The sequence below is a fragment of the uncultured Psychrobacillus sp. genome (assembly GCF_938022135.1).
Lineage (GTDB): Bacteria > Bacillota > Bacilli > Bacillales_A > Planococcaceae > Psychrobacillus.
This window is the reverse complement of sequence record NZ_CALIED010000007.1, coordinates 36515-60833: the sequence shown is the minus strand read 5'-3', so window position 1 is coordinate 60833 and position 24319 is coordinate 36515. Positions and strand designations below refer to the sequence as shown.

Genomic DNA, 24319 nt, shown 5'->3' with positions numbered 1-24319 from the left:
TAAAGGTGTTATTCCCGCTTTCTTACGATAAAAAACAAGGGTAACAGGTACTGTTATCCTTGTTTATTTTGAATAAATACTATTCGAACACATTTATCTCTTATTTGAACCTCGATACCAAGTCATGCATGTTTTCAGCTTCCTGTTGAAGTTGAAGGGCTGAATTCATAATAGAATTAATAGCATTGTTCTGCTCTTCAATTGAGGCATTCATTTGCTCTGTTGCTGCTGCAGACTCCTCTGCAACGGCTGCAATATTAGATATCGCCCCTACAACCACTTCTCTATTAGAATACATGATATTCATCTCTTCATTTAAATAAATAAGTTCTTCTTTTATTTGTTGAATGGATTTAGTCAACTCCATGAATGATTGTTTAGTATATTCAACTGAATCCATTTGTTCATTTGAAATCGATTGAGTTTCCGTCATTTGAATTTCTGCTAAACGTGTGTCCTGCTCAATTTGCTTTAAAAGATTACGTACACTATCTGTAGCTACCTGAGTACCTTCTGATAGCTTCCTTACCTCCTCTGCTACTACCGCAAATCCTTTTCCATGCTCTCCTGCCCTTGCAGCTTCGATACTTGCATTTAAAGCAAGTAAGTTGGTTTGGGCAGATATATCATTAATGGTCTGAACAATTTGAGATATCTGTCCCATTCGATTAGTAAGTTGAGTAAAAGTAGCCTGTAGGACATCCATCACTGCTTGCAATCTATCAGTATTTGTAGTTAAGGTATTTATGTTAGATAAACCATTTTCTTGTACGCTTGTCATTTGACTAACCCCTACAATAATTTCATTATATTGCTTAAGTGTTTTCTCAATAACTGTAGACAAATCATTTACTTTATCAGAAGCTACCTCTGCTTCCTCTGCTTGTATAACTGCACCTTTAGAGATTTCTGTAATAACATGTGAAATTTCATCAGCAGCTGCCGTAGTTTCTTCTATTACAGCACTCAGCACCTCGGAGGAGCCTCTCATATGGTCTGAAGATACTTTTGTTTGACTCACCATTTCCTCTAAACTATTCTTCATAGTATTCACATTTAATGCAAGCTGACCTAACTCATCCCTTGTTTCTATTGGTATCTCATTTCCACTAAGCTTTCCATCTGCTATATCCGAGGTTAAAACCATAATCTTCTTTAAATAAGATGTCATTTTTCTAGCAAAGTACCAAAACAGTACTAATCCTAACAGGAGCGCTATTAAAATCGTCACAATGGTTGTAAATAACATAGTATGTGCGCCTTTATTAAAGTCCCTTTCGTATGTAGCTGCTACAATTATCCACCCCCAATTGGGATCCTCTATACTATATGCAATTTTTGGTTCCACTTGAGCTTCGTCACTAGGAAGTGGCCAGTTATAAGACACGTACCCCCCACCATTTAATGCTTTTTCTATACTATCTCTTATAAAATACTGACCATCCTCCGACTGATTATCATATAAGTTTTCCCCTTCTAGACTAGGGTGTACTAATAAGTTGCCTTTATCATCCATAACATAATAATAGAAATTCTTCCCGTAAGATGCCGGATTAGTGATTGAACGTTTATTGTCCTCCTTTAAAGGACCGATAATTTTATCTGCAACTCGTGCTTTTGCTTCTTCAATTGTTATAACGCCTTTTTCTACCTCTTTATTCAATTCATCAATTAAATCCAATATTGCATAGGTACCATTTTGAATCCCCATTTTCCCTAATTCATCTAATTCTTTTTTAGCTAACAAATAATTATTTAGGCCTAGTATTGATAAAGGTAGTAATATAACGATTAAAGCCAGAACTAAAAGTTTACTTTTTAAAGAACCACGCATATAAATAACACTCCCTTTTTGATTAATTATACCTACAATATTTGTACAAAAATGTGATAATTATCACATTTAAGCATATAAATATCATTAATAATTTATAAAATAATAAAAAGGGAATGAACAAAGTCTTATTTCGTAGACTTTGTAGGTGGAGTAAATGTTGTAAAAGAAACGACCTTTGAAGTGTTTGGCTATACCTTTCTTGAGGAAAAAATTAGATTACAGGGACAGCAGGCGCTAGATTATGTAAGAATGCGCAAAGATGATCCACTAGGAGATTTTGGAAGACAACATCGTCAAAAACAAGTAATTCAATCTCTACTTAAAAAGGGAGCAAACTTCAATCTACTCCTGAGGAAAAGGAACGGAACTACTTCTAATTATTGAAGAAAACCTACAAACAAATATGACCTTCGAGCAGATGCTAGATATACAAAAAGATTATAAAAAAAGTATAAATACGATTGAAACTCTGACCTTTGAAGAAGGTGCTGGAGAATTAAAGGATGGAATTTGGTATTATATGATGAACGAGAATGAATTTTAAAAAATTTCCGAGGAAATAAAGCTACATTTAGAAAAGCATTAAAAATTCTATAAACAACATATATGCATGCTCAAAAAGGATTGTCATAAAACACACAACTGCTAGGTGTATTTTATGACAATCCTTATCACTCTCTCCATTGAAAACGAATCTTTCCACCACTCCTCAATTGGGAGATCTTCCATAAATCTTCGTCTACTATTTTCCCCATGGTAGCATATCCACCAACCGTATGTGCATCTGCCATTAAAACAACTGGCTGACCATTATTAGTAATTTGAATAGTACCAAACTGGGTTGCCTCCGATAGAATATCGCCCCTAGAGACGAACTTTAGCTCAGGGCCATCTAAATAATATCCCATCCGATTCCCAGCCTTATATGTATAAATCGAATTAAAAAAAGTATCAATACTGCTCGTTTCAAATAAAGCCACATGTGGACTTCCCCAAACATTAACAGTTACATCATTTTCATAAGTAGGAATAAGAGACGGTATTAATCGAGAGCGTTTGTTTGTATACGAAGTATCCCTCCCATATAAAATCATGTTTGGCTTCAGAACATATCCAATATCTGCTCTTGGATATGCTGAACTACTGTTCATCACCTCGTCCGCAAAAAATCCTCCTTGTGGAATTATGTAAGCAATACTTCCTTTACTTGGACTATTAAAGGATAGGATTTGACCTTTGATGACTAGAAATGATGTCCATAGCTCCACGGGGTTTCCATCGAGCGTAGCTTCCAGATCCGCCCCACTGATAACTAATTTATGAGTATCTAAAACTTCCAGTGATAAGCCACCTAAAAATAGTTCTAATGCTAAGGAGTTTGGAGAGTTGGATACAATTTTATTCCCCATTTGAAAAGCATATTTATCCATCGGTCCAGCAACAGGCATCCCAAATTTCCGATACCCTGGTCTGCCCGAGTCCTGATAGGATGCGTAAACCCCCTCTTTTATAACTTTAAAAAGCGCCTTCATATTCCCAGCTCCAAAGGTGCAATCCTCACATTGTTTTCCTCTAGGACTTTTCTAACTTTCCTAACGACTGCCGAGACATTTTTGCCATCGCCATGAAAGCACAAGGTATTAGCATGGATTCTTATACTATCCCCAGACTTGGTCTTTACTTGTCGATCTTTTACGATTCGTAAAACCTGCGTAACGATATCTTCATCAGTAGTCAAAATAGCATTTGGCTCTGTTCGGTTAACTAGCTGCCCATCCTCATCATAAAGGCGATCGGCAAAAGCCTCCTGTGCAATTTGAAGACCTATCATTTTTCCCGCCTCTATTAGTTCACTGTTGCATAACCCATATAAAATCAAGTCTGGTTCCATATCAAACGTCGCCTGCGCAATTGCTTTAGCAACAGAGGACTCTTTTGCAGCCATATTGTAAAGAGCACCATGTGGCTTTACATGCCTAAGTCGTACATGATGAAGCTGACAGAAAGCCTTTAAGGCCCCAACTTGATAGATAACCATCTCATAGATTTCTTCGGGTGACATTATCATATTCCTACGTCCAAATCCTTGCAGGTCTGGAAAGCCTGGGTGAGCACCAATGGATAAATTATTTTTCTTAGCTTCCTTTACTGTTCGGTTCATTACCGAAAAATCTCCCGCGTGGAATCCACAAGCAATATTAGCTGAAGTAATCACTTTAAATAATTCCTGGTCTTCCCCTACGCTAAAGGCTCCAAAGCTTTCCCCTACATCCGCATTTATATCAATTGTTATCATTTAGACAACTCCTCTACAAAACGTTTCATAGCAAGAGAATCTTGTTTTAACTCACTAGCTATCTCTTCATATTCATGTATTGAAATGGGAAAAAATCTAATTAAATCTCTTGCTCTTAATAGAAAATGGTCATTTCTAAAAGCCGAATAGAGCTCCAAAGGTGTTCTTCCAATAATGTTCCATCCTCCTGGTGATTCTAAGGGATAAATGCCTGTTTGATTTCCTCCAATTCCAACAGAGCCTTTTGGTACTATATTTCTAGGCTTGTCTAGGCGAGAGATAGATAGATTTTTATTTAACTCGCCCAAATAAGGGAAGCCAGGTAAAAATCCTATCATATAAACTGTGTACAAAGGTTGTGTGTGAAGCTGAATAATCTGTTTGGAAGAAAGACCATTTAAAGAAGCTATTCTATCCATATCTAACGAATACGGCTCCTCATAACAGACAGGAATATGTACTAATCTAGACGGTATTTTTTCTGAAGCTAAATTTTTATGCTGCCATTTGAATAAGAATCCCTTAATATCAACTTTGTCTAATGCCGACGAATCAATAAAAAACACCGTAATTGTATGATAGCTTGGCACCACCTCCTCTATAAGATGATTCCATTCTAATGAAACCATTTCAGCAAAGAAATGTACCTGACTCCATACTTCTTGACTTATAGTCTCTTCAAAACTAAAACGTAAAGTCCTCTCCCCTGTTCTAAAAAAAGTTGGCATTTCAATTGTCATGATGTTCTAGCACACCAATACAAGTGATAATACTATTTTTCAAGTCCTCATGAGACCAGCTCGGAATCTTCCCGTGTGCAATCGCTAGTTCATGAGATGCCGGAATATGGATGAATCCCGAAATCAGTTTGTTATTGGACTTCTGTGCATAATGTAGTGCTTCATACATGACATTATTACAAAGGTAGGTTCCTGCTGTATTAGAAATTTCAGCAGGAAAACCATTTTGGATTAGCTTTTCCACCATTTTTCGAATTGGCAACGTAGAGAAATAACCTGGTTCTCCGTTTGCCTGGATCACTTCATCAACAGGCCTATTTCCTTTGTTATCTGCATCCCCATCTTGTACATTGATAGCAACTCTCTCGGGAGTAATTTTATACCTGCCAGCTGCTAAGCCTAAAGATATGTGTACTTCTGGCTTTTCTACTTCCAGTAATTGAAGTAGCTCCTTACCAGACGCACGAAAATCTACCGGTAGGATTTTACCAACAATCCTATGACCATTAATCTCTAAACCATTTAACTGTTCCACAATTTTCATAGTTGGATTGACAGTAAGCTGTAAAAACGGTTCAAATCCTGTTAATAATAATGTTTTCATTCTATTCCTCCTATTGATTCTATTTATTTATTTGAATTTTCATATCATTCATTTTAACATTCTTGGAATATAAAATAACAACCAACAAGTTTTCTCTCGTTGGTTGTTTGAATAAAATAGTTAGTAAGGAGTAAAAATATCGACAATTTTCCATTCCTTATTTTCTTTTTTCAATAGATATACGTTTAAAATAGTTTCCTTTTTGTTTCCTGTAGTAGCAAGGTCCTCTACTTCCACATAGGCATAGCCACTAATGATGGAGTAGACATAAACGTTTACCAGTTCGAACTTTGTATCATTTTCATTGAAGGAAGTTTGAATATCCTCTTTTAAAAATTCATAGTCAGGAAAATCCTTACCGTATAACGAGAAAACTCCCGTTACATCTTTTTTATTGATCAGTTGGTTCATTTGACCAAAATAAATGTTGAAGTCTTTTTCTTGTGCAACAAAATTTATGTCCTTTCGCATGACCTTGCTGTATTCTTCAAATAGTCGATAATACATCGTATCATCTTTTATGGATTCTAAAGTTAAAAACAATTCGTTTAGAATGGAGTCTTGCTTGGTTTTCTTTTGGATAGCCTGGTCCAGCTTAGTTATTAAGCCTTTCGCTAGCTTTGCAGATTTTACATTAAGTAGCATCTGTTCGGCAGGACTCTTATATTGAGTAATAAAAGCGTCGCGTGTTGACTTACCATAAACTCTATATAAAAGCTTTCCTTGCTTTCTAATTTCCTCGGATAAAGCATGATAAGCAGTTTCCGTAAGCTTAGAGCTTGGATCCTTTCTATACTCTTGTTGAAGAGTGTTAGCCAGCTTTTGAATTTTATTGCCAGACGTAATAGCATCCACATATCCCATGGAGCGTTTATAATGAATCCCGGCTGTTTCCTCTAATTTTTTTTCTAATTCTGCCCTTTTAGCTGGATCACTTATCGAGGAAATCTCTTTTTGTGCCGTTAGATAAGCAGATTTAGTCGAATTGAATACCTTCATATCTGGAGTTTTAATAGACTGGGTATGTTCAATAGAAATTTGCCATTTTAAAGCCGTTGCTTCTTTCTCCGCTCTCTGAACTAGTGCTTCCGCTTTTGTTAATGACGCTGCCTGTACATTCGCTACGGGAGCGAGTATAACACTACTAAAAATTCCAAGTGCAAGTGAATACGTAATTACTTTTTTCATTGTATTCTCCATTTCGTCATGTAATAGAATTCATTGGGACTGAATTTTTTCTATAAAACGTTCTAAACGATTTAAACCCTCTTCTAATACGGCCATGGAATAAGCATAGGAAATTCGAATATAGCCCTCTCCATAAGGTGTAAAGGTACTGCCAGGAACTACTGCTACTCCACCTTCATGTAGTAGCTTCGTTGCAAAATCAAAAGACTTCATACCTAAACGTTCTATGGAAGGAAAAATATAAAATGCACCATTCGGCTTAATGACAGGAAGACCCATCTTTAACAAGCGATCATATACATAGTCACGTCTTGTTACATACTCCATATTCATTGCGCTTGGGATGTCCTTGGAATTGGTTAATGCCTCTAGTGCACCGTACTGTGATGGCAAAGAAGCACAAATAGAATTGTAAAGATGTACTTTTAACACATGCTCCATAATTTTCTCAGGACCTAATATAAATCCAATCCTCCAGCCAGTCATCGAATGCGACTTAGAAACCCCATGGATATAAAATAATTTGTCTCGCAGCTCCGGATAGGAAGCAAACGAAACATGCTCTCCTAAAAAGGTATTCTCACTATAAATTTCATCAGAGACAATATAAACCTCTTTATCCGTTAACATTTCCACTAGCTGATCCATTACCTGCTTTTCGATAACCATGCCAGTAGGGTTTGAAGGATTATTAAACAAAATAGCCTTCGTTTTATCTGTAATAAGCTTCTCTAATTCAGCTGCTGAAGGCTGTAGACCAGTATTAGTTGTATCTAAATAAACGATCTTAGCGCCACAAAATTTAATAACAGGTTCATAGCCCGAGTATATCGGAGCCGGCAATATAACCTCGTCGCCTTCTTCTAAAATAGTTCGAAAAACTGTATCGATAGCTTCACTCGCACCGTTTGTGATGACAATTTCTTTAGTTGGGTTGTAGGAAAAACCATATTTATCTGTAAAAAAATTATTAACAGCTTCTCTTAACTCTATTAACCCAGCATTGTGAGAATAACCAGTTAAATCATTTTGAATAGCGTGTATTCCCGCATCCTTCACCGCCTGCGGAGTAGGGAAATCTGGTTGTCCTATTGTTAGATTAACTGCATTCGGGAAATTAACGAGCTGATTCGAGAACTGACGAATACCAGGTTGTTCAAGTGCTATCGCACGTGGGTTAAGTTGTAAAGACATATAATTATCCTTCTTTCACAATTATTTATTGCTTAGAATACTTGGAAGCCATAAAGATAAACTCGGTAAGAATGTGATGAGGATTAAGCAAACAATCATGCTGAACAAAAATGGGATAATGGCTATTATGATTCTTTCAAACTTCACATTACCAACACTAGAAGCTACAAATAGGTTTACTCCAAGAGGTGGTGTGATAAAACCAATTGCTAAGTTAGTAACTAATATTACCCCAAAATGAATGGGATCGACACCGACTGCAATAACAATCGGCAAAAGAATCGGTGTTAGAATGACTAACGCAGATATTGTATCGATAAACATTCCTACTATTAATAGTATGACATTAATAGCTAGTAAAATGACAATTGGATTGGTAGATAATTCAGTCAAGAAAGAAGAAATATCATTGGGCACCTGTTCTAAAGTCATGAAATATGCAAAAGAAACGGAAAGACCGATAATAATCATCGTAGTAGCATTAATAACAACCGCTTCGCGGAAGCATTCAAATACGGATTTCCATGTAAGCTCCTTATAAACAAACAAGCCGATAATTAAAGCATAGACCACTGCTACGACAGCAGCTTCCGTTGGCGAAAAGAAGCCTCCATAAATCCCACCCAAAATAATAACTGGGATAAGCAATGCCCACTTGGCATCGTATGTAGCTTTTAACACATCCTTAAATGAAAAGCGGGCAGTTCCCTCGGACTTATAGCCTCGTTTTTTAGCAATAAAATACGCGGTGATCATCAGACCAATACCAATGATAATACCTGGTAATATCCCTGCTAGGAACATGCTTCCTACAGATACGCTTCCTATTACCCCATACAACACAAATGGAATACTAGGTGGAATAATTACGCCTATAGATCCTGCTGAAGCGGATACAGCCGCTGCATATCCTCCGTCATACTTTTTGTTTTTCATTTCTGGAATCATAAAACCGCCAATTGCAGCTACAGTTGCAGGTCCTGATCCCGAAATAGCCGCAAAAAACATGGATGCTACTATGGTTACTAGAGACAATCCCCCTACTATCCAACCTACTAAAGCAGTAGCTACGTCCAGCAATCTTTTAGAAACTCCGCCTTTACTCATTAGTACTCCAGCCAGCATAAAGAAAGGAATTGCTAATAGCGGGAATGAATCCAAGGATGTAAATGCTTTTTGGGCTATAATACCCAGTGGAAGATTAGAACCAAAATAAATGGCAACTAGTGCGGAAACACCTAAAGAGATAGCAATAGGAACTCCAATTAAAAGGCAAATAAACAGTGTACCGAACAAAAGAGCTACTGTCATAGCATAATCTCCTCTTCCTTAGGTTTTTCGTAATTGCCACGTATCACTTCTTTTACTTGAATGACTAACCGAATAGCCATCCCAATCCCACCAAGTGGTATAGCTAAATACGGAATCCAAATTGGTATTTGCATAGCTGGAGCCAGTTGTCCATGATTAATACTACTTAAAACAAGCTCTGTACCAAACACAGCTAAAAACAGTGCCATTACAAACCAAATTACTATGGATAAAATCTCAAGCACCTGACGAAACACCCCGTGGAAGCGGGTGATAAATGCTTCCACGCGAATGTGCTGTCTTAATTTAACTGCATAGCTTGCCCCAATCCATACTTGGAAAATATGAATATATCTCGCCATTTCCTCTGTCCAGCTTGGTGCAGAGGAAAAAACATATCTGCCTATTACTTGACCAAAAATAAGTGCAACCATTAAACCAAGGGAAAGTACTAGCAATATCTCTTCGAACCTTGCAAATTTCTTTAGCATATACGTTTCACCCCTGCTCTATTATTGATTGTTTGCTTCTTCTGCCATATTAACTAAATCTTCTCCTATTTCAGCCACGTATTTGTCATATACGGATTGAGTTGCGGCCTTGAACTCGTCCCGTTGCTCATCAGTCAGCTCATTTACTTGCATGCCCTCTTCTTTTAATTTCTCAAGAAATTCTACATCTTGCTTTTGAGCAATTTCACGTTGCTCTGTTCGATACTCTTCAGATGCAGTTTGCACTAACTCCTGCAAATCGTCTGGTAAACTATTAAAGAAGTCATTGTTCATCAACAAAATAGTTGCAGCATAGACGTGGCTAGTTAAAGTTAGATATTCCTGAACCTCGTAAAACTTGTTTGTATAATATAAAGAAATGGGTGATTCCATTGCTTCATATGTATTTTGTTGCAGTGCCGTGTATAATTCCCCAAAAGCAAAAGGTGAGGCATTGGCACCAAAAGCTTTAAATGTGTCTGTATGTACTGGGTTTTCTAATGTTCGATATTTTAAGCCCTTTAAATCTTCTATTCCCTCTATTGGTCCCTCGTTATTAGACATATGACGGAATCCATTCTCCGCAAAAACAAGTCCCTTCATATCATTGCTCTCTAACTCTGCAAGAAGTTTATCACCTAATTCACCATCAAGTGCTCGATAAGCTGCATCATGGTCATTAAACAAAAACGGTAAGTCAAAAACCATAAACTTTTTATTGAAAGAAGCTAATGGTGCTACTGCTGGAATAGTCATTTCAATATTACCTAACTGTACCGCTTCAATTCCTTCACGATCGGATGCATATAATTGTCCATTTGGATATAGTTCAACTTTTAAACGTCCATCCGATTCTTCCTCTAACTTTTCTTTAAAAGACTTAGCTGCTAGATGAGTAGATTGCTCTTCAGATACTAAGTATGCAATTCGAAGTGTATATTGCTCTTGTTCCTCCCCTGAGCTAGATGTTGACGTACTTGTTGATGGCCTTCCACATGCGCTTAACGTAAGTAGGGTGATCAGTAGTATAGCTAATAATTTTTTCATTTCTTTTCCTCCTCATTGAAATATAATAAAAATCTTCTTTCTACATTATCTAGGTGAATTGCCATAAGTTGTTTAGCCAAATCGTTATCTTGTACCCGCAGGGCCCGTACTATCTCTTCATGCTCATAATAAGCCTCCTCTGCGCTGACCTCTAATGTATTGGAAAGAATCAGAAAAGCACGATTACTTCCAGCGTTAGCATCATTTATCAGTTCACCCAGCTTTCTGTTGGGTCCTATACTTCCAATCAGCAAATGAAACTGTTGATCTAAGTCGTTAAATGTGTTGTATCTTTCCTCTTTAATGGAAGTTAATTGCTCCACAAGATTTTCTTCTAATGCACACAATACTTCCCCGGAAATATAATTTGCATTTTGGTCAATATTATATATTTCTAATAATCTACGTATTTCCATATAATGTAGCCCGTCTTCTTTTGTAAAGGTTGCTACAATTGCCGGTTTAGCCTTATTTACTTCAACTAGGCCCTCAGCCGCTAATCTTTTTAAAGCTTCACGCAAGGGAGTTCGACTAATCCCTAAATCTAACGCTAACTTTTCTTCCGGTAATTCTTCCTGCTGTGCTAGTTTTCCACTAATGATAGCGTCCTTTAAAGCATTAAATGCTTGATCAGCTAAAGATTCTTTTGGAGAAAGCTTTTTCAAAATAATTTCTCCTTCCTGTATACTGTATACATGAATAATATATTATGTTAATATTATTGTAAATAAATATTTTGAATTTTTAGATATACAGGAGGATTGTCATTTATGGAAGCACATCTATTTGACCAATTTGAAGAGGTACTAGGAAAAGAGAAAATAAGTAAAAGTGAATCAGAATTATATAGACATAGTCGAGATGAATCCTCCCACCCTTTTGTGGAGCCAGATTTTGTATTCTTCCCAGATAGTGTAGAGGACATTGTTAGCGTTCTTAAAATAGCTAATGAACATAAAGTACCTGTTACTCCATATGGCGCTGGTTCTGGCCTTGAAGGTCAAGCTATTCCAATTCACAAGGGGATTTCTATTAGTTTTGATAATATGAAAAAAATAATAGAATTTAATCCTGAGGATATGATGGTTACTGTGGAGCCAGGTATCACTCGTCTACAGCTAAACCATTTTGTTAATAAGCACGGTCTATACTTTCCAATTGATCCTGGTGCTGATGCCTCCATTGGAGGAATGGTCGCAAATAATGCAAGTGGAACGACTGCTGTACGATACGGCTCAATGAGAGATCAAATTTTAGATTTAGAAGTTGTTTTAGCAAACGGTACCGTTATCCATACAGGATCCAAGGCAAAAAAATCTTCCTCGGGCTATAACTTGAATGGAATTATGGCTGGATCAGAAGGAACGTTAGGAGTAATTACAAAGGTTACTTTAAAGCTTCACGGCATTCCAGAAAAAGTGATAGCTGCTCGTTGTACGTTTGAGTCACCTGGAGAATGTGCTGAAGCTGCTCAAGCAGTTTTATCGTGTGGGATTCCGGTACTTAGAATGGAATTAGTAGATGCTGAAAGTATAAAACAAGTAAATGTATATGGGGATTATGGATTCCCAGAAGAGCACTCTCTATTCTTTGAATTTGCAGGTACTCCCAATATCGTGGAAGAGGAAGCAACCGTGGTAGAAGAATTAATGAAGGATGTAGACTGCAACAATTGGGAGCGCGCCAATTCTCCAAAAGACCGAGCTGACATTTGGAAGGCTCGTCATGAACTTTCTTATGCCTATAAGCATATTAAAGGAAAAGATAACACTGGGGCCGATGCTTGTGTACCTATTTCCAAGTTAGCAGAAATGGTCGTATTTGGTCGCATGCTAATAGAGGAAAGTGGTCTTCTAGGTGGCGTGTTCGGACATGTGGGTGATGGTAATTTCCATACGATGGTCATGTACGACCCTAACGATCCAACAGAAGTAGCAAAAGCCAAGTATACAAATGACCAGATTGCTTTAAAAGCTATCGACTTGGGTGGCAGTTGTACAGGGGAGCACGGAGTTGGAGTCGGTAAAATGAAATACCAACTTAAGGAACATGGTGAGGCAGTGGAACTAATGAAGTCTATTAAATTATTATTTGATCCAAATGGAATTTTAAACCCTGGGAAAATATTTATTTAACTATTCATATTTTTATGTAATAACACGAATAATTAGTAGAAAGTAGTAATATATACGCTTTCGTGTAAATTCAAAAGGACTGCGCAGTTTAATTCACTGTGCAGTCCTTTTTTTAAAATTAATATACCTTATCTCCATTGAAAATAGAGTTTTTCACAACGACATAATCTACATTACGAATAGCGTCCAATTTGTTTCCGCCTGCATACGAAATGGAAGATTGTAAATCCTGCTCCATTTCTCTTAAAGTATCCTCAAGATGTCCTTTATGCTCGACGAACATTTTTTTACCTTCGACGTTTTTCTTCTCGCCTTTTTGAAATTCAGAAGCAGATCCGAAGTATTCTTTAAAACGTTTTCCATCTTTTTCAATCGTAACTCCAGGAGATTCCTCATGACCAGCAAAAAGTGAACCGACCATTACCATGGATGCACCAAATCGAACAGACTTAGCTATATCGCCATGTGTACGAATACCGCCATCCGCTATGATTGGTTTACTAGCAGCTTTTGCACACCAGCGTAACGCAGCTAACTGCCATCCACCAGTTCCAAAGCCTGTTTTAATCTTTGTAATACAAACCTTCCCTGGTCCAATCCCAACTTTAGTAGCGTCTGCTCCTGCATTTTCTAACTCCCGTACAGCCTCTGGAGTTCCTACATTTCCTGCAATCACAAAGCTTTTTGGCAAATAACTTTTAATATGCTTAATCATATTAATCACGGCATTAGAATGACCATGTGCAATATCTATTGTAATAAATTCAGGTACTAATGACTTGTTCGCTAATTCCTCTATGAAATGATATTCTTCCTCTTTGACACCAACACTTATCGAAGCAATCAAGCCTTTAGATTGCATATCCTTAATAAAATCTATACGCTTTTCTGGCTGAAATCGGTGCATGATATAAAAATATCCTTTTTCAGCTAAATACAAAGCTATTTTTTCATCTATAATTGTTTGCATGTTTGCAGGGACTACCGGTAATTTAAATTTATACCCACCTAACGAAACTGTCGTATCACATTCCGAACGACTGTTAACCACACATTTCGCAGGAATTAATTGAATATCCTCATAATCAAATACGTTTTCCACGCCTCAACACTCCCAAACACGAATATTTATATTAAAAACAAAGGTAATTGTTCGCCCATTTGATAATTTACATGATTTCTCCACTCTTGTCAAAGACTTTTAGAGAAAAACATGAATATTAGGAACGAAGACATAGAAGCATTTGTATGAAAGGGCATGAAAATAACGTGAAGGAGCGATATATATTAAATAAAAAGGTTTATAACTAACCTTAAATAAAATAGTGCCTACTCGTGTGAATTAAGAAATTATTTTGTAGACAGGCACGAGCGGAATCCATTACTAATCTATTTCATATGTTAAGAGAGAGGAGGTTTTTATTATGTTGCCAGCTATACTATTACAGTTTGCTTACCTATTTATTTTTATATGGTCAGTAGCTATGCTAGTACAAGACTTTCAAGGGACACAAAAAAACTGGTTAACGGTTTTATTGCACATCTCTGTAGCAATCGTTTCCCTCAACTATTTACTTGTGTCACTCGGCGTAAGTATTTAGCAATTGTAAAGATCCTGTTTACCTAAGCGTAAACAGGATTCTTTTTTTCTTCATCAATAAAACTTAGCTCCTGTGTGTTATTAAAAGAACTTTAGTCATTTTATTTTCTATTAAAGTTTCGCTTTATTTACATAGAAAAATCATGAAATTGATGCCACTAAAATTCAGCTATACTAGAGATATTTTCAAGAAATAAAGAGTAACTAATTAGCAGTAAGGGTAAAGTATTTAATAACATTTAAAGACAGAAAGTGGGATGTTCATGTCGTCACAATGTCACAATAGATTATCCAAAGAAAAATCTCCCTATTTACTTCAGCATGCCAATAATCCTGTTGATTGGTTTCCATGGGGAGAGGAAGCTTTTGAAAAAGCACACAAGGAAAACAAACCTCTGTTTGTAAGCATTGGCTATAGTACATGCCACTGGTGTCACGTAATGGAAAGAGAATCGTTCGAGGATCAAGAGGTCGCTAACATATTAAATAAGCATTTCATATCGATTAAAGTAGATCGTGAAGAAAGACCGGATATTGACTCGATATATATGACTATTTGTCAAATGCTAACTGGAGAAAGCGGCTGGCCACTCCATGTTTTTCTAACGCCTGACCAAAAACCTTTTTACGCGGGAACCTATTTTCCAAAGGAACAAAAATATGGGAAACCTGGACTGTTAGATTTATTGCCTCGCTTACATAAAGCATATGAAAATGAATTTGATCAACTAGAAGAAGTAAGTGAAAAATTAATAGAAGCCTTTCAAGTAACTACTACAACTAACAACCATACAGCTATAGAGCCAAATATAATAGAAACTGCCTTTCATCAGTTAGCTGGTATGTTCGATTCTCAGCACGGAGGCTTCGGTAAAGAACCTAAGTTTCCCTCCCCTCTACAGTTGCTCTTTTTAATGAGGTATTATCATGAAACTAATGAGGATGATGCCCTTCATATGGTTGAAATTACATTAGACGGTATTGCTCGTGGTGGAATTTCAGATCATCTTGGTGGTGGATTTGCTAGATACTCAACGGATGAAATGTGGCTTACTCCACATTTTGAGAAAATGCTCTATGACCAGGCATTACTTTTAATGGCATATACGGAGGCTTATCAAATTACTAGAATCCCTCAGTATGAAGAAGTTGTATACAACACTGTTAAATTTGTTGAACGAGAAATGACTCATCCCGAAGGTCCATTCTATTCAGCAATTGATGCGGACAGTGAAGGTGAAGAAGGAACTTATTATGTTTGGTCTTTTCAGGAAGTAATACAAGTCTTGGGTGAGGATGAGGGTACACTTTTTGCAAGATCCTATGATATTACAGAAGAAGGTAATTTTGATGGAAGAAATATACCTAATTTAATCTATACTGATATTGCTTCTATTCTAGAGGAATTTAATATATCGGAGGATGAATTGGAAGAACGATTAGATGCTTCTAAAGCTATTCTATTAGAGCATCGTCAGAATAGGGCTTACCCACATATTGACGACAAAATAATTACCTCATGGAATGCTTTAATGATTGCCGCTCTTGCCAAAGCTGGAGCCGCTTTTACGAATCCTCACTTTATAAGCTCTGCAAAAAGAGCTGTGCAATTTATTGAAAATCATCTTATTAAGGAAAATGTTTTATACGCAACTTATAGAGATGGTGAAGCGAAGAACGTTGCTTATTTGGATGATTATGCAAATTTGTTGTGGGCATTTGTTGAGCTTTATGAAGCAACGGATGAGGAAGAGTATTTAGAGAAGGCAAAACAGATAGCCTCAGAGATCATGGACAACTTTAAAGATGAAGTAAATGGTGGATTTTATTTTACGAGTACACGTGGAGAAAAACTAATTGTTCGAGAAAAAATAATTATGGATCAAATTATTCCTGCTGGGAACGGGACAATCGCTTGGCAGTTTTGGAGGTTAGCTAAAATTACCGACAATCCAGATATGCTTCAACTAGCTGAAAATACTATTTCCACTTTTGCTGAGGAAATTACACTTTATCCTACCTCTCTATTGTCTTCGCTAATGGCATTCCAATCGTTAAATAGCAAAGGAAGAGAAATTAAGTTAATTGGTAACCCAATAAGCGATATCTTAAAGGTGCTTCAGACAACATATAGACCGTTTGATATTTGGTCAACCACAGCGCCTTTAGAAGCCTTGTCGGTAGAAATTTGTCAAAATAATAGTTGCCATGCACCACTTAAAGATATAGAAAAAGTCATTAAAGAAATAACTTAAATAAATTCCATGGAGAAGACATCAAGAGTGGTCTTCTTTTTTTGGTATGTGAATATACATCTCAATCAGCTTTACTTTTTCACTCAATTCAATTAAAGCTCGCATTATTTGTTGCTGGTCGATTTTTGTCATGCTAGTTTGATGCACCATTTGTTCTACTGACTTTTCCACATGAATTATACTTTTATTCATTCCATCTACAAAATGTTGAACCGACATTAATAGACCTCCTTCTTTTTTATTATTTTACTCTATCTACTTTTTTCTGCAATTTTCAGAATTAAATATATATCGTGATTATGACATAATGCGATGATATACGCATAAATAATAGAATTTTAGCCTCAATTTACAGAACGAAATTTTTTTTTTGGACTTTTTTCTTTTCCGCTAGAATATATTGAAGTAAAAGTTGAGAGGGGATATTGGTTGAGCTCAAATTCAAATCCTGTTGATTCTAATGAAATGAAAAGAAGGCAAGATCTAGATGAAATTGCCTCCCTTAATATGATTGGAGAAGGCTGTCCATTTTTTGACGAAGAAGAAAAAATAGTTCAGGAGAAAAAAGAGAATAAATAACTATCCCCCACCATACGTGGGGTTTTTTATTGGGTTGCTCGAAAATGCAGTTATGAAATTTTTATGAACTTGATTGGATTAGCTAAAACCGTTGACCTAAAACATAAATCAATTAACTTTCACCTATAAATAAGAACATTCTGTACCTTATTGTTTGTGTCCTTTATAAAAAAAGGATTTTATATATATACATTGATATATACTATTTAAAACCCCTATCTAAAAAAAGTAATTGTAATGAATGGAATATTATGATAAATTAAGCATTATCAGAAATTGAAGCTTAACCTTCAAACGACATAAAAAATAACGCCTTAACTTCAAAAGGAGAACCCCGTGCAATTACAAAATCTTATTCGTGAAAATTTTGTTACTATGTCTAAAAGCCAAAAAAAAATGGCTACTTATGTATTAGATCATCCTCGGGATATAGCGCTTTGTTCAGCTGCCGAATTAGGAGGAAGAATAGGAATTAGTGAATCCACTGTTATTCGATTTTCCTATACACTTGGCTTTTCCGGCTATGTAGAACTTCAAAAGCTTATGCGTGAACATTATTTTATCAACGAATCCTCAACAAGTCCTTACCAATACACAGAAATTGAATTATCTAAGGAAGAAAGCTTTCATAGACAAGTCATGGAAAAAGATATTCAATCTATTCAAGCTACTATGGATCAAATCGATGCCGCATCTTATTACGCAGCCGTACAAAGACTTTCAAAGGCAAAATCAATATATGTATTAGGCCTTCGTACCTCCTACCCTGCCGCCAATTGGCTTTCCTTTTCAATTGGTTTAGTAAAAGAAAATGTTCACTTTATAAGACCGGACACAGAAGATGTGATTAGGACCATTGCTAGCATGAATTCAAATTCGGTAGTAATTATTATATCGTTTCACCGTTATTTGAAAGAAACGCTTCAAATTGCAGAATTAGTTAGAAAACAAAAGGCTTATATTATTGGCATAAGTGATTCTATGCTTGCCCCTATACATGAATATAGCGACGTGTTATTCCCTGTATCTACACAAAACAAGTCAACCTTTGATGCCGTTGCACCTTTGTTTTCTTTTATGAATGCCATTGTTTCAGGGTTAATAGTGGAACAAAAGGATGCCTTTAAAAATAGACAGCTGATGTATCAAAGTATCCCAAGTCATTTTCTTTTTGAAGGTGCCGATGAAAATTCTTAATTTTAGTAGGATATCAATGAAATTAAGTATAAAAAGTGGTAGATTAAGAGTAAGAAAGCGGAGGATAATCGATGCCGGAGAATACAAAGTTTACACAGCCTTTTCACATTGACTTTACAGAAAATAATTATCCTGTCTTAATCGAGCCACGCATATTTGTACCGACTGAGGAAGCTTATGAAGTGCCAATTCCTCAACTGATTCAAGAAATGCGGGTCACAGAGCCTGATCTAGCATTAAAATGGGACCTTCAGATTAGAAAAATCATACAAACTCTATTCATTGAAAATTATTCCATAATTGCTGTTCGTAAAACTAAGGAACCGGTGAATTATTATCAGTTTATAAAAAAGATGAAATAACCTCCCAATTAAGGAGCTCTATAAAAATGATTATTAAAAAAGTAAAATTACATCATCTAAATATGACGATGAAAAATTCGTTTGTAACAAGCTTTGGCAGTGTACAGGAGAAGCCTTTTTTATTAGTCGAAGTTATGGACGAAAGTGGAAATACCGGCTGGGGTGAGTCTACCGCCTTTCATGCCCCTTGGTATAACGAGGAAACCTTTCAAACTAATTTACATATTATAAAGGATTTCTTAATCCCGTTACTATTAAATAGGAATATAAATCACCCAGATGAAGTGTCTGCTATATTTTCCCCTATTCGTAAAAACAATATGGCTAAGGCTGCGATAGAAGGTGCTGTTTGGGATCTTTACGCAAAAAGAAATAGTCTTCCTTTATCTCAAGCACTTGGTGGGACCTTCAAAAATATCGAAGTGGGAGTCAGCATTGGCTTACAAAAGAGTTCTGATGAACTTATAAGTGTCGTAAAGAATTACGTACAGGAAGGGTATAAACGTATTAAAGTGAAAATCAAACCCGGTAGCGATATTTCTTTAATCTCTGCTCTAAGAGAAACGTTTCCCGAATTACCTTTAATGGCAGATGCTAATTCAGCCTATACCTTAGATGACATAGAAATATTTAGGCAGCTTGATCAATATAATCTTTTAATGATTGAGCAGCCTTTAGGTTACGATGATATAGTTGACCACTCAAAACTTCAACGAGAAATTAAAACACCTATTTGCTTAGATGAAAGTATCCTGTCACTTGAAGATGTAAAAAAAGCCATAGAATTAGGTAGCGCTAAAGTTATTAATATAAAAATAAGTCGCGTCGGGGGACTTACAGTAGCAAAAAAAATTCATGACTATTGCTTAGAAAAAAATATACCAGTTTGGTGTGGTGGAATGCTGGAAGCTGGTATTGGTCGTGCACATAATATTGCACTTGCCTCGTTACCTAACTTTACGTTTCCGGGAGACACATCAAGTTCATCCCGATATTGGGAGGAGGATATTATTACTCCTGAAGTCGTTGCCAAGGATGGATATATTACAGTGCCGACAGGCTATGGGATAGGCTATGAGCCGAATTTAGAATCAATTAAAAAATTCACGGAGAATCTGTGGGAATTTAAAGCCTAGAAAATATCTTCATTTAAAAAAGGGCTGTAAGTGCAAACTACACTTACAGCCCTATTGTCATGTGTCAATCCTTTTTAAAGAATATTACGTATACTTGTTCCCTCCTACTTATTCTCATCTAAAAAGAGGGTGGGACAAAACTCTACTCAAAAATAAAAAGCCTCGAAAATTTTACGACCTTGTAAATTTTTCGAGGCTTCTATTCAAATATACCTGTAGTTGTTTTCCGTTACAGTGGACGCTTTCCGGGGGCACGGCTTCAATCTCCTCGTCGCTTCGCTCCTGCAGGGCTTTCAGCTCGTGCTGTTCCCCCAGGAGTCGCCACCTCCACTTCAAACAACTAAAATTGAAAGGTTTCTTACAAGAAATTGTGCGGACCTTTAAAATGAAGTAAAAACATGAAATCGAGTTTCCGTTTCATGTTTTTTAATTTATAGACTAGTTACGTCCCAGCCTCCTGAAAAAAGTTAAGACTATTTTTTTACATCTACAATTCTACCTTCTATTTCTGTAGGTATTTTATCAAGGGATTCAAACTGTTCTCTTAAATTCTCCCAATCAGAAAGACCTAAGTCAGTTACTTTACCAGCTTTATAAATTTTCTCGAAAACATCGTAGCTGTCTCCACCCTTAGCTGTAAACGCATTGGTAGCAATTACATAAGTCTCTGTATCCTTCACGTCTACTAATTTACCATCAGCACCAAAGTATTTAATAGAAACAACTCTTTCACCCGCTGGCTTCGATGAGTCAAATTCTACCTTACCTCCAGCAACGTGTAAGAATCCTCCATTTTCCTTTGGATATGATTTAAAGCTAATCTCAAATGCAGCCTTCAGGTCAGCACCACTGATTTCCATTGTCGCTAATGTATTACCGAAAGGAAGTACCGTAATTACGTCACCAACCGTGATTGGTCCTGCTTTAATATCTGAACGAATTCCTCCACCATTTTGAAGTGCCATGATTACTTTGGCATCATACTTTTTAGCTTTTGCTAACATTCCATCTGTAATTATATTGCCGAGGATCGTTTCATTTTTACGTACGCTTGACTGTGAATCATCACCACTTAGGCGAGGATTTTCTAAATCTTTATCTGTAGTTACTCCAATTTCTTTTGATTCAACTTCTTTAACTTTCGTGGAGTACTTTTCGATAAGCTTAAGGGCTTCCTCATCATCTTTTTGATCTTTTATCGGTATTAAAGCACCTTCATGAGCTATTACTTTACCATCTTTATCGAAGTCTACCTCTAAAGTGCCTAGGAATTCGCTATATTGATATGCTTGCACAATCACGGTAGGATCTTTCTCAACACCCTTACTGTCTTTATTAACAATCACAGGCTTGTCCAGCTGTGTATGACTGTGTCCACCAACAATTACATCGATTCCTGTGACAGCGGCTGCTAGCATCAAATCATTATCTACTGCGGGGTTGTCATCGTAACCAATATGAGTAACTGCCATTACTTTGTTAATTCCTTGTTTTTCAAACTCATCTACCATCGTTTGAGCTGCTTTAATGTAGTCTGTAAATTTCACTTTTTCTGGACTTGAAATTCCTTCTGTTTCAGCAGTCGTTAAACCAAAGATACCAACTTTTTGACCGTTAATTTCCTTTACGATACCGCTGTAGATTTGTCCATTTTTAGGGTCCGATGATACTTTTACATTAAATAGCCCATTGAATAAATCATCTTGAGAGAAGTCTACGTTGGAGCTAACAAATGGGAAATTGGATTTCTCGATAAACTCTTTTAAAGCTTTATGTCCCTCAGGAGAAGACCCTAAATCAAATTCGTGGTTACCAAACGTCATCACATCATAGTTCATGAGATTCATCATTTCTACGTCTGCTTGTCCCTTGAATTCGTTAAAATATAGTGTACCAGTCAATACATCTCCTGCATCTACAAGTAGCGCATCTGGATGCAACGTTCTATATTCTTTCACTGCCGTGACACGTTTTGGCCCTTTTTCTACGTGGCCATGTGTATCATTGACATGCATAACAGATAGAGTGAAGTCTGCATCTACATGATCAGCTAATGCATGAACCATCTCTAAAAGCTGTTTAACTGCAGGAAGGTCCTTGTCACTTGGTAGTCTGTCAAGAAGTGGCTGGATTGTTTCAATTACTTTATTTGCTTCCTCTGTTTTATCTGCAGTCAGTAATGCCTGCGCTTGCTTGACCTTCATATAAACGGTCACCGGAACCATCAATTCGTTTCTTACTTCATTAGCTGGATCCTTGTATTGAGTTAGCAATAGATGACGAGCATCTCTTCCAGTAAAACGATATAGAATTGCAGTTCTTGTTTTTAATTGGGCAGAAAGCTTGTGATAGCCTTTCTCAATTTTTTCCCAGTCGTTACCCGCTTCAGCAGCTTCAATTTCTTTCATAATTGGTGTTAAATATTTGTCTGCATAGTTATAAGCATCGATATAGGGAATAAGTCCTTTTGTCACTCGTTCAGCATATAATTCATCTAAGCTTTTTAAAAGAGCAGATTTATTTTTTACATTAGATTTATTAATTTCATTTCTTGCTTTTTGATAATTGGCTTTAGCTTTGTTTAAAATAGGATATAGTTCTTGGCTCGTTGCCAGTTTTCCAGCTTGAGCAGGTGTATTATAAGAATAGGATGCTTGTTTGATGTCTTTTCTGGCATTATCTACTACCTGTTGAAAAGATGTACTTGCGAAGGAAATGCTTGAAGCTGAGAATAATGATGTAGCCACGATTGCTGCTACAGCAGTCTGTTTAATTTTTTTGTTTCTCATGTCTTACCTCCTAATATGATATGTATAAATGCTCTGCTCCTACTAATAGATTCATATACTACTAAAAGTTATCTCAATTCGACTATTTACGCAAGACATTTTCTAATTATTTTAAAAAAGGTAAAAATAGTGATTATTTGCATTTGGAGTATGAGGTTATTTGTCCTACTTGCACGAAAAAAGGTGTTATATGCTATAATTAATTATCACAATAGAGATAGGAGTATCATCATGTTAAAAGATATTTTTATGACATTATCAGAAAACCAAGTATTAAATGGGGCCGCTAAAAAGTATGGTTTAAAAATGGGTGCCCAACATGTTGTAGCTGGGACTAATATCGAAGAAACGATGGAAAGTATTAAAAAGCTTAATGCTCAAGGTATCTCTTGTACGGTAGATAATTTAGGCGAATTTGTCTTTGAAAAAGAAGAGGCTTTAGAAGCAAAAGCTCAAATTATCGCAGTGATCGAAGCAATAGAGGAACATCAAGTTGATGCTCATATCTCATTAAAACCATCCCAATTAGGATTGGATATAGATTATGATTTTGCTTTACAAAATTTAAAAGATATTATTGCAGTCGCAAAAAAATATAATACATTCATTAATATCGATATGGAATCTAACAAACATTTACAGCCTTCCTTTGACATATTGGACGAGCTATCTAAGGAATACGACCAAGTTGGAACAGTTATCCAAGCATACTTCTTTAGAGCAGCTGAAGATATTCAAAAGTATAAAAACTTCCGTCTACGTATTGTAAAAGGAGCTTACAAAGAACCTGCAGACGTAGCTTATCAAACAAAAGAGGAAATTGACCAAAATTATATAGAGCTAATTGAATGGCACTTATTAAATGGTAAATTTACTTCTATCGCAACACATGATCATAATGTCATCAATCATATCAAGCAATTTATAATTGATCATAATATTTCACATGATAAATTTGAGTTCCAAATGCTATATGGTTTCCGTACAGATATGCAGTTACAGCTAGCAAAAGAAGGCTTTAACTTCTGCACATATGTACCATTCGGAAAAGACTGGTACGGTTACTTCATGAGACGTCTTGCTGAACGCCCTGCAAACATGAATCTTGTCGTAAAACAAGTGTTTAACAAAAAAACGAACACTATGATCGGTCTTGCAGCAGGTGCATTTGCCCTAGGAAGATTGACAAAAAGAAAGAAATAATACTGCATAAGGCATACTATTCAATAAATAAAAGCTTTGTTGTAGTGACTGTAAACATAAACAAAGGAACTTTCGAATGGCTATTAAGAACATAAATAGATGACGAAATTGGGTTGGTGTCATTTTTTAGCTTTGTTTATGCGAGTAAATGTTTTTAATGCTTTATCGATGCTAAAGCTGTTCCATTTATTGATTGGAGCACCAGACGGCGACTCCTACGGGATGAGTGAGACAGATAAGACATCACAACCACGCGCGTAAGCGATGGGTGATGGCTTATCGCTCACCCCGAGGAAAGCGTCCGGCTGGGGCGGAAATCAATTCCACTCTCTTGAAGATTTCTTTGCATCATAAC

At 36.4% G+C, this 24319-nt stretch carries 24 protein-coding genes and 1 pseudogene; 11 read left to right on the top strand and 14 right to left on the bottom strand.

All coding sequences use genetic code 11. The features are described 5' to 3' along the window. Positions 1 to 100: 100 nt before the first annotated feature. Positions 101 to 1834, bottom strand: coding sequence for a cache domain-containing protein (locus Q0371_RS00870; protein ID WP_298467061.1), 1734 nt, complete (start codon positions 1832 to 1834; stop codon positions 101 to 103). Between the two features lie 144 nt (positions 1835 to 1978). On the opposite strand from Q0371_RS00870, the pseudogene Q0371_RS19180 reads away from it, so the two are divergent. Continuing rightward, positions 1979 to 2221: pseudogene (locus Q0371_RS19180) on the top strand (LCP family protein); the annotation flags it as partial. A gap of 34 nt (positions 2222 to 2255) precedes the next feature. Continuing rightward, positions 2256 to 2381 carry a hypothetical protein gene (locus Q0371_RS00865; protein WP_298467058.1) on the top strand — a complete coding sequence of 42 codons (126 nt, stop codon included), beginning with the start codon at positions 2256 to 2258 and terminating at the stop codon, positions 2379 to 2381. 127 nt (positions 2382 to 2508) lie between these two features. Here the strand turns inward: Q0371_RS00865 and Q0371_RS00860 are convergent, their stop codons facing one another. The 10 genes from Q0371_RS00860 to Q0371_RS00815 form a co-directional block, all read right to left on the bottom strand. After that, on the bottom strand, positions 2509 to 3369 hold the full coding sequence (locus tag Q0371_RS00860) for a biotin-dependent carboxyltransferase family protein (RefSeq protein ID WP_298467055.1): 861 nt from the start codon (positions 3367 to 3369) through the stop codon (positions 2509 to 2511). Then, positions 3366 to 4130: a 5-oxoprolinase subunit PxpA gene (locus tag Q0371_RS00855; protein ID WP_298467141.1), complete on the bottom strand. Its 765-nt coding sequence runs from the start codon at positions 4128 to 4130 to the stop codon at positions 3366 to 3368. The genes Q0371_RS00860 and Q0371_RS00855 overlap by 4 nt, the downstream gene beginning before the upstream one ends. Next, positions 4130 to 4873 carry a 5-oxoprolinase subunit PxpB gene (gene pxpB, locus Q0371_RS00850; protein ID WP_298467052.1) on the bottom strand — a complete coding sequence of 248 codons (744 nt, stop codon included), beginning with the start codon at positions 4871 to 4873 and terminating at the stop codon, positions 4130 to 4132. Before pxpB ends, Q0371_RS00855 begins: the two co-directional genes overlap by 1 nt. Next, the gene (locus tag Q0371_RS00845) at positions 4863 to 5477 is read right to left on the bottom strand and encodes a pyroglutamyl-peptidase I (protein ID WP_298467049.1); all 615 of its coding nucleotides are present in this window, start codon (positions 5475 to 5477) and stop codon (positions 4863 to 4865) included. The genes pxpB and Q0371_RS00845 overlap by 11 nt, the downstream gene beginning before the upstream one ends. Before the next feature lie 120 nt (positions 5478 to 5597). Beyond that, positions 5598 to 6665 (bottom strand): hypothetical protein, encoded by a 1068-nt coding sequence (locus Q0371_RS00840; protein WP_298467046.1) that lies wholly within the window; start codon positions 6663 to 6665, stop codon positions 5598 to 5600. 30 nt (positions 6666 to 6695) lie between these two features. Then, positions 6696 to 7859 (bottom strand): aminotransferase class I/II-fold pyridoxal phosphate-dependent enzyme, encoded by a 1164-nt coding sequence (locus Q0371_RS00835; RefSeq protein ID WP_298467044.1) that lies wholly within the window; start codon positions 7857 to 7859, stop codon positions 6696 to 6698. A gap of 21 nt (positions 7860 to 7880) precedes the next feature. Further along, complete coding sequence (locus Q0371_RS00830) at positions 7881 to 9170, bottom strand: TRAP transporter large permease (RefSeq protein WP_298467041.1); 1290 nt, start codon at positions 9168 to 9170, stop codon at positions 7881 to 7883. Then, the gene (locus Q0371_RS00825; RefSeq protein WP_251552732.1) at positions 9167 to 9661 is read right to left on the bottom strand and encodes a TRAP transporter small permease; all 495 of its coding nucleotides are present in this window, start codon (positions 9659 to 9661) and stop codon (positions 9167 to 9169) included. The genes Q0371_RS00830 and Q0371_RS00825 overlap by 4 nt, the downstream gene beginning before the upstream one ends. A 21-nt stretch (positions 9662 to 9682) precedes the next feature. Next, positions 9683 to 10708 (bottom strand): DctP family TRAP transporter solute-binding subunit, encoded by a 1026-nt coding sequence (locus Q0371_RS00820; RefSeq protein WP_251552731.1) that lies wholly within the window; start codon positions 10706 to 10708, stop codon positions 9683 to 9685. Beyond that, on the bottom strand, positions 10705 to 11373 hold the full coding sequence (locus Q0371_RS00815; RefSeq protein ID WP_251552730.1) for a GntR family transcriptional regulator: 669 nt from the start codon (positions 11371 to 11373) through the stop codon (positions 10705 to 10707). Before Q0371_RS00815 ends, Q0371_RS00820 begins: the two co-directional genes overlap by 4 nt. Before the next feature lie 105 nt (positions 11374 to 11478). Here Q0371_RS00815 and Q0371_RS00810 point away from each other — a divergent pair, with 105 nt between their 5' ends. Further along, positions 11479 to 12843, top strand: coding sequence for an FAD-linked oxidase C-terminal domain-containing protein (locus Q0371_RS00810; protein WP_298467030.1), 1365 nt, complete (start codon positions 11479 to 11481; stop codon positions 12841 to 12843). 118 nt (positions 12844 to 12961) lie between these two features. Here the strand turns inward: Q0371_RS00810 and guaC are convergent, their stop codons facing one another. Then, positions 12962 to 13945: a GMP reductase gene (gene guaC / locus Q0371_RS00805; RefSeq protein WP_298467027.1), complete on the bottom strand. Its 984-nt coding sequence runs from the start codon at positions 13943 to 13945 to the stop codon at positions 12962 to 12964. Between the two features lie 322 nt (positions 13946 to 14267). Here guaC and Q0371_RS00800 point away from each other — a divergent pair, with 322 nt between their 5' ends. Both Q0371_RS00800 and Q0371_RS00795 read left to right on the top strand, forming a co-directional pair. Further along, positions 14268 to 14444 carry a hypothetical protein gene (locus Q0371_RS00800; protein WP_169358773.1) on the top strand — a complete coding sequence of 59 codons (177 nt, stop codon included), beginning with the start codon at positions 14268 to 14270 and terminating at the stop codon, positions 14442 to 14444. Between the two features lie 262 nt (positions 14445 to 14706). Beyond that, entirely contained in the window at positions 14707 to 16698 is a 1992-nt protein-coding gene (locus tag Q0371_RS00795) for a thioredoxin domain-containing protein (protein WP_298467024.1), read from the top strand. 21 nt (positions 16699 to 16719) lie between these two features. Here Q0371_RS00795 and Q0371_RS00790 read toward each other — a convergent pair whose 3' ends face one another. After that, entirely contained in the window at positions 16720 to 16917 is a 198-nt protein-coding gene (locus Q0371_RS00790) for a hypothetical protein (RefSeq protein ID WP_169358771.1), read from the bottom strand. A gap of 210 nt (positions 16918 to 17127) precedes the next feature. Here Q0371_RS00790 and Q0371_RS00785 point away from each other — a divergent pair, with 210 nt between their 5' ends. From Q0371_RS00785 to menC, 4 genes are all read left to right on the top strand, one after another. Beyond that, positions 17128 to 17277: a hypothetical protein gene (locus Q0371_RS00785; RefSeq protein WP_169358770.1), complete on the top strand. Its 150-nt coding sequence runs from the start codon at positions 17128 to 17130 to the stop codon at positions 17275 to 17277. Positions 17278 to 17613: 336 nt separating this feature from the next. After that, positions 17614 to 18474, top strand: coding sequence for a MurR/RpiR family transcriptional regulator (locus tag Q0371_RS00780; protein WP_298467020.1), 861 nt, complete (start codon positions 17614 to 17616; stop codon positions 18472 to 18474). A gap of 71 nt (positions 18475 to 18545) precedes the next feature. Beyond that, the gene (locus Q0371_RS00775) at positions 18546 to 18836 is read left to right on the top strand and encodes a hypothetical protein (protein WP_298467017.1); all 291 of its coding nucleotides are present in this window, start codon (positions 18546 to 18548) and stop codon (positions 18834 to 18836) included. Between the two features lie 26 nt (positions 18837 to 18862). Next, positions 18863 to 19972 carry an o-succinylbenzoate synthase gene (gene menC / locus Q0371_RS00770; protein ID WP_298467014.1) on the top strand — a complete coding sequence of 370 codons (1110 nt, stop codon included), beginning with the start codon at positions 18863 to 18865 and terminating at the stop codon, positions 19970 to 19972. A gap of 473 nt (positions 19973 to 20445) precedes the next feature. Here the strand turns inward: menC and Q0371_RS00765 are convergent, their stop codons facing one another. Next, positions 20446 to 22761: a 5'-nucleotidase C-terminal domain-containing protein gene (locus Q0371_RS00765; protein ID WP_298467011.1), complete on the bottom strand. Its 2316-nt coding sequence runs from the start codon at positions 22759 to 22761 to the stop codon at positions 20446 to 20448. 228 nt (positions 22762 to 22989) lie between these two features. Between Q0371_RS00765 and Q0371_RS00760 the strand changes: the two genes are divergently transcribed. Beyond that, positions 22990 to 23964, top strand: a complete 975-nt coding sequence (locus tag Q0371_RS00760; protein ID WP_298467138.1) for a proline dehydrogenase family protein — start codon at positions 22990 to 22992, stop codon at positions 23962 to 23964. 99 nt (positions 23965 to 24063) lie between these two features. After that, positions 24064 to 24225 carry a hypothetical protein gene (locus tag Q0371_RS00755; protein WP_298467009.1) on the top strand — a complete coding sequence of 54 codons (162 nt, stop codon included), beginning with the start codon at positions 24064 to 24066 and terminating at the stop codon, positions 24223 to 24225. The last annotated feature ends 94 nt before the right edge of the window (positions 24226 to 24319 follow it).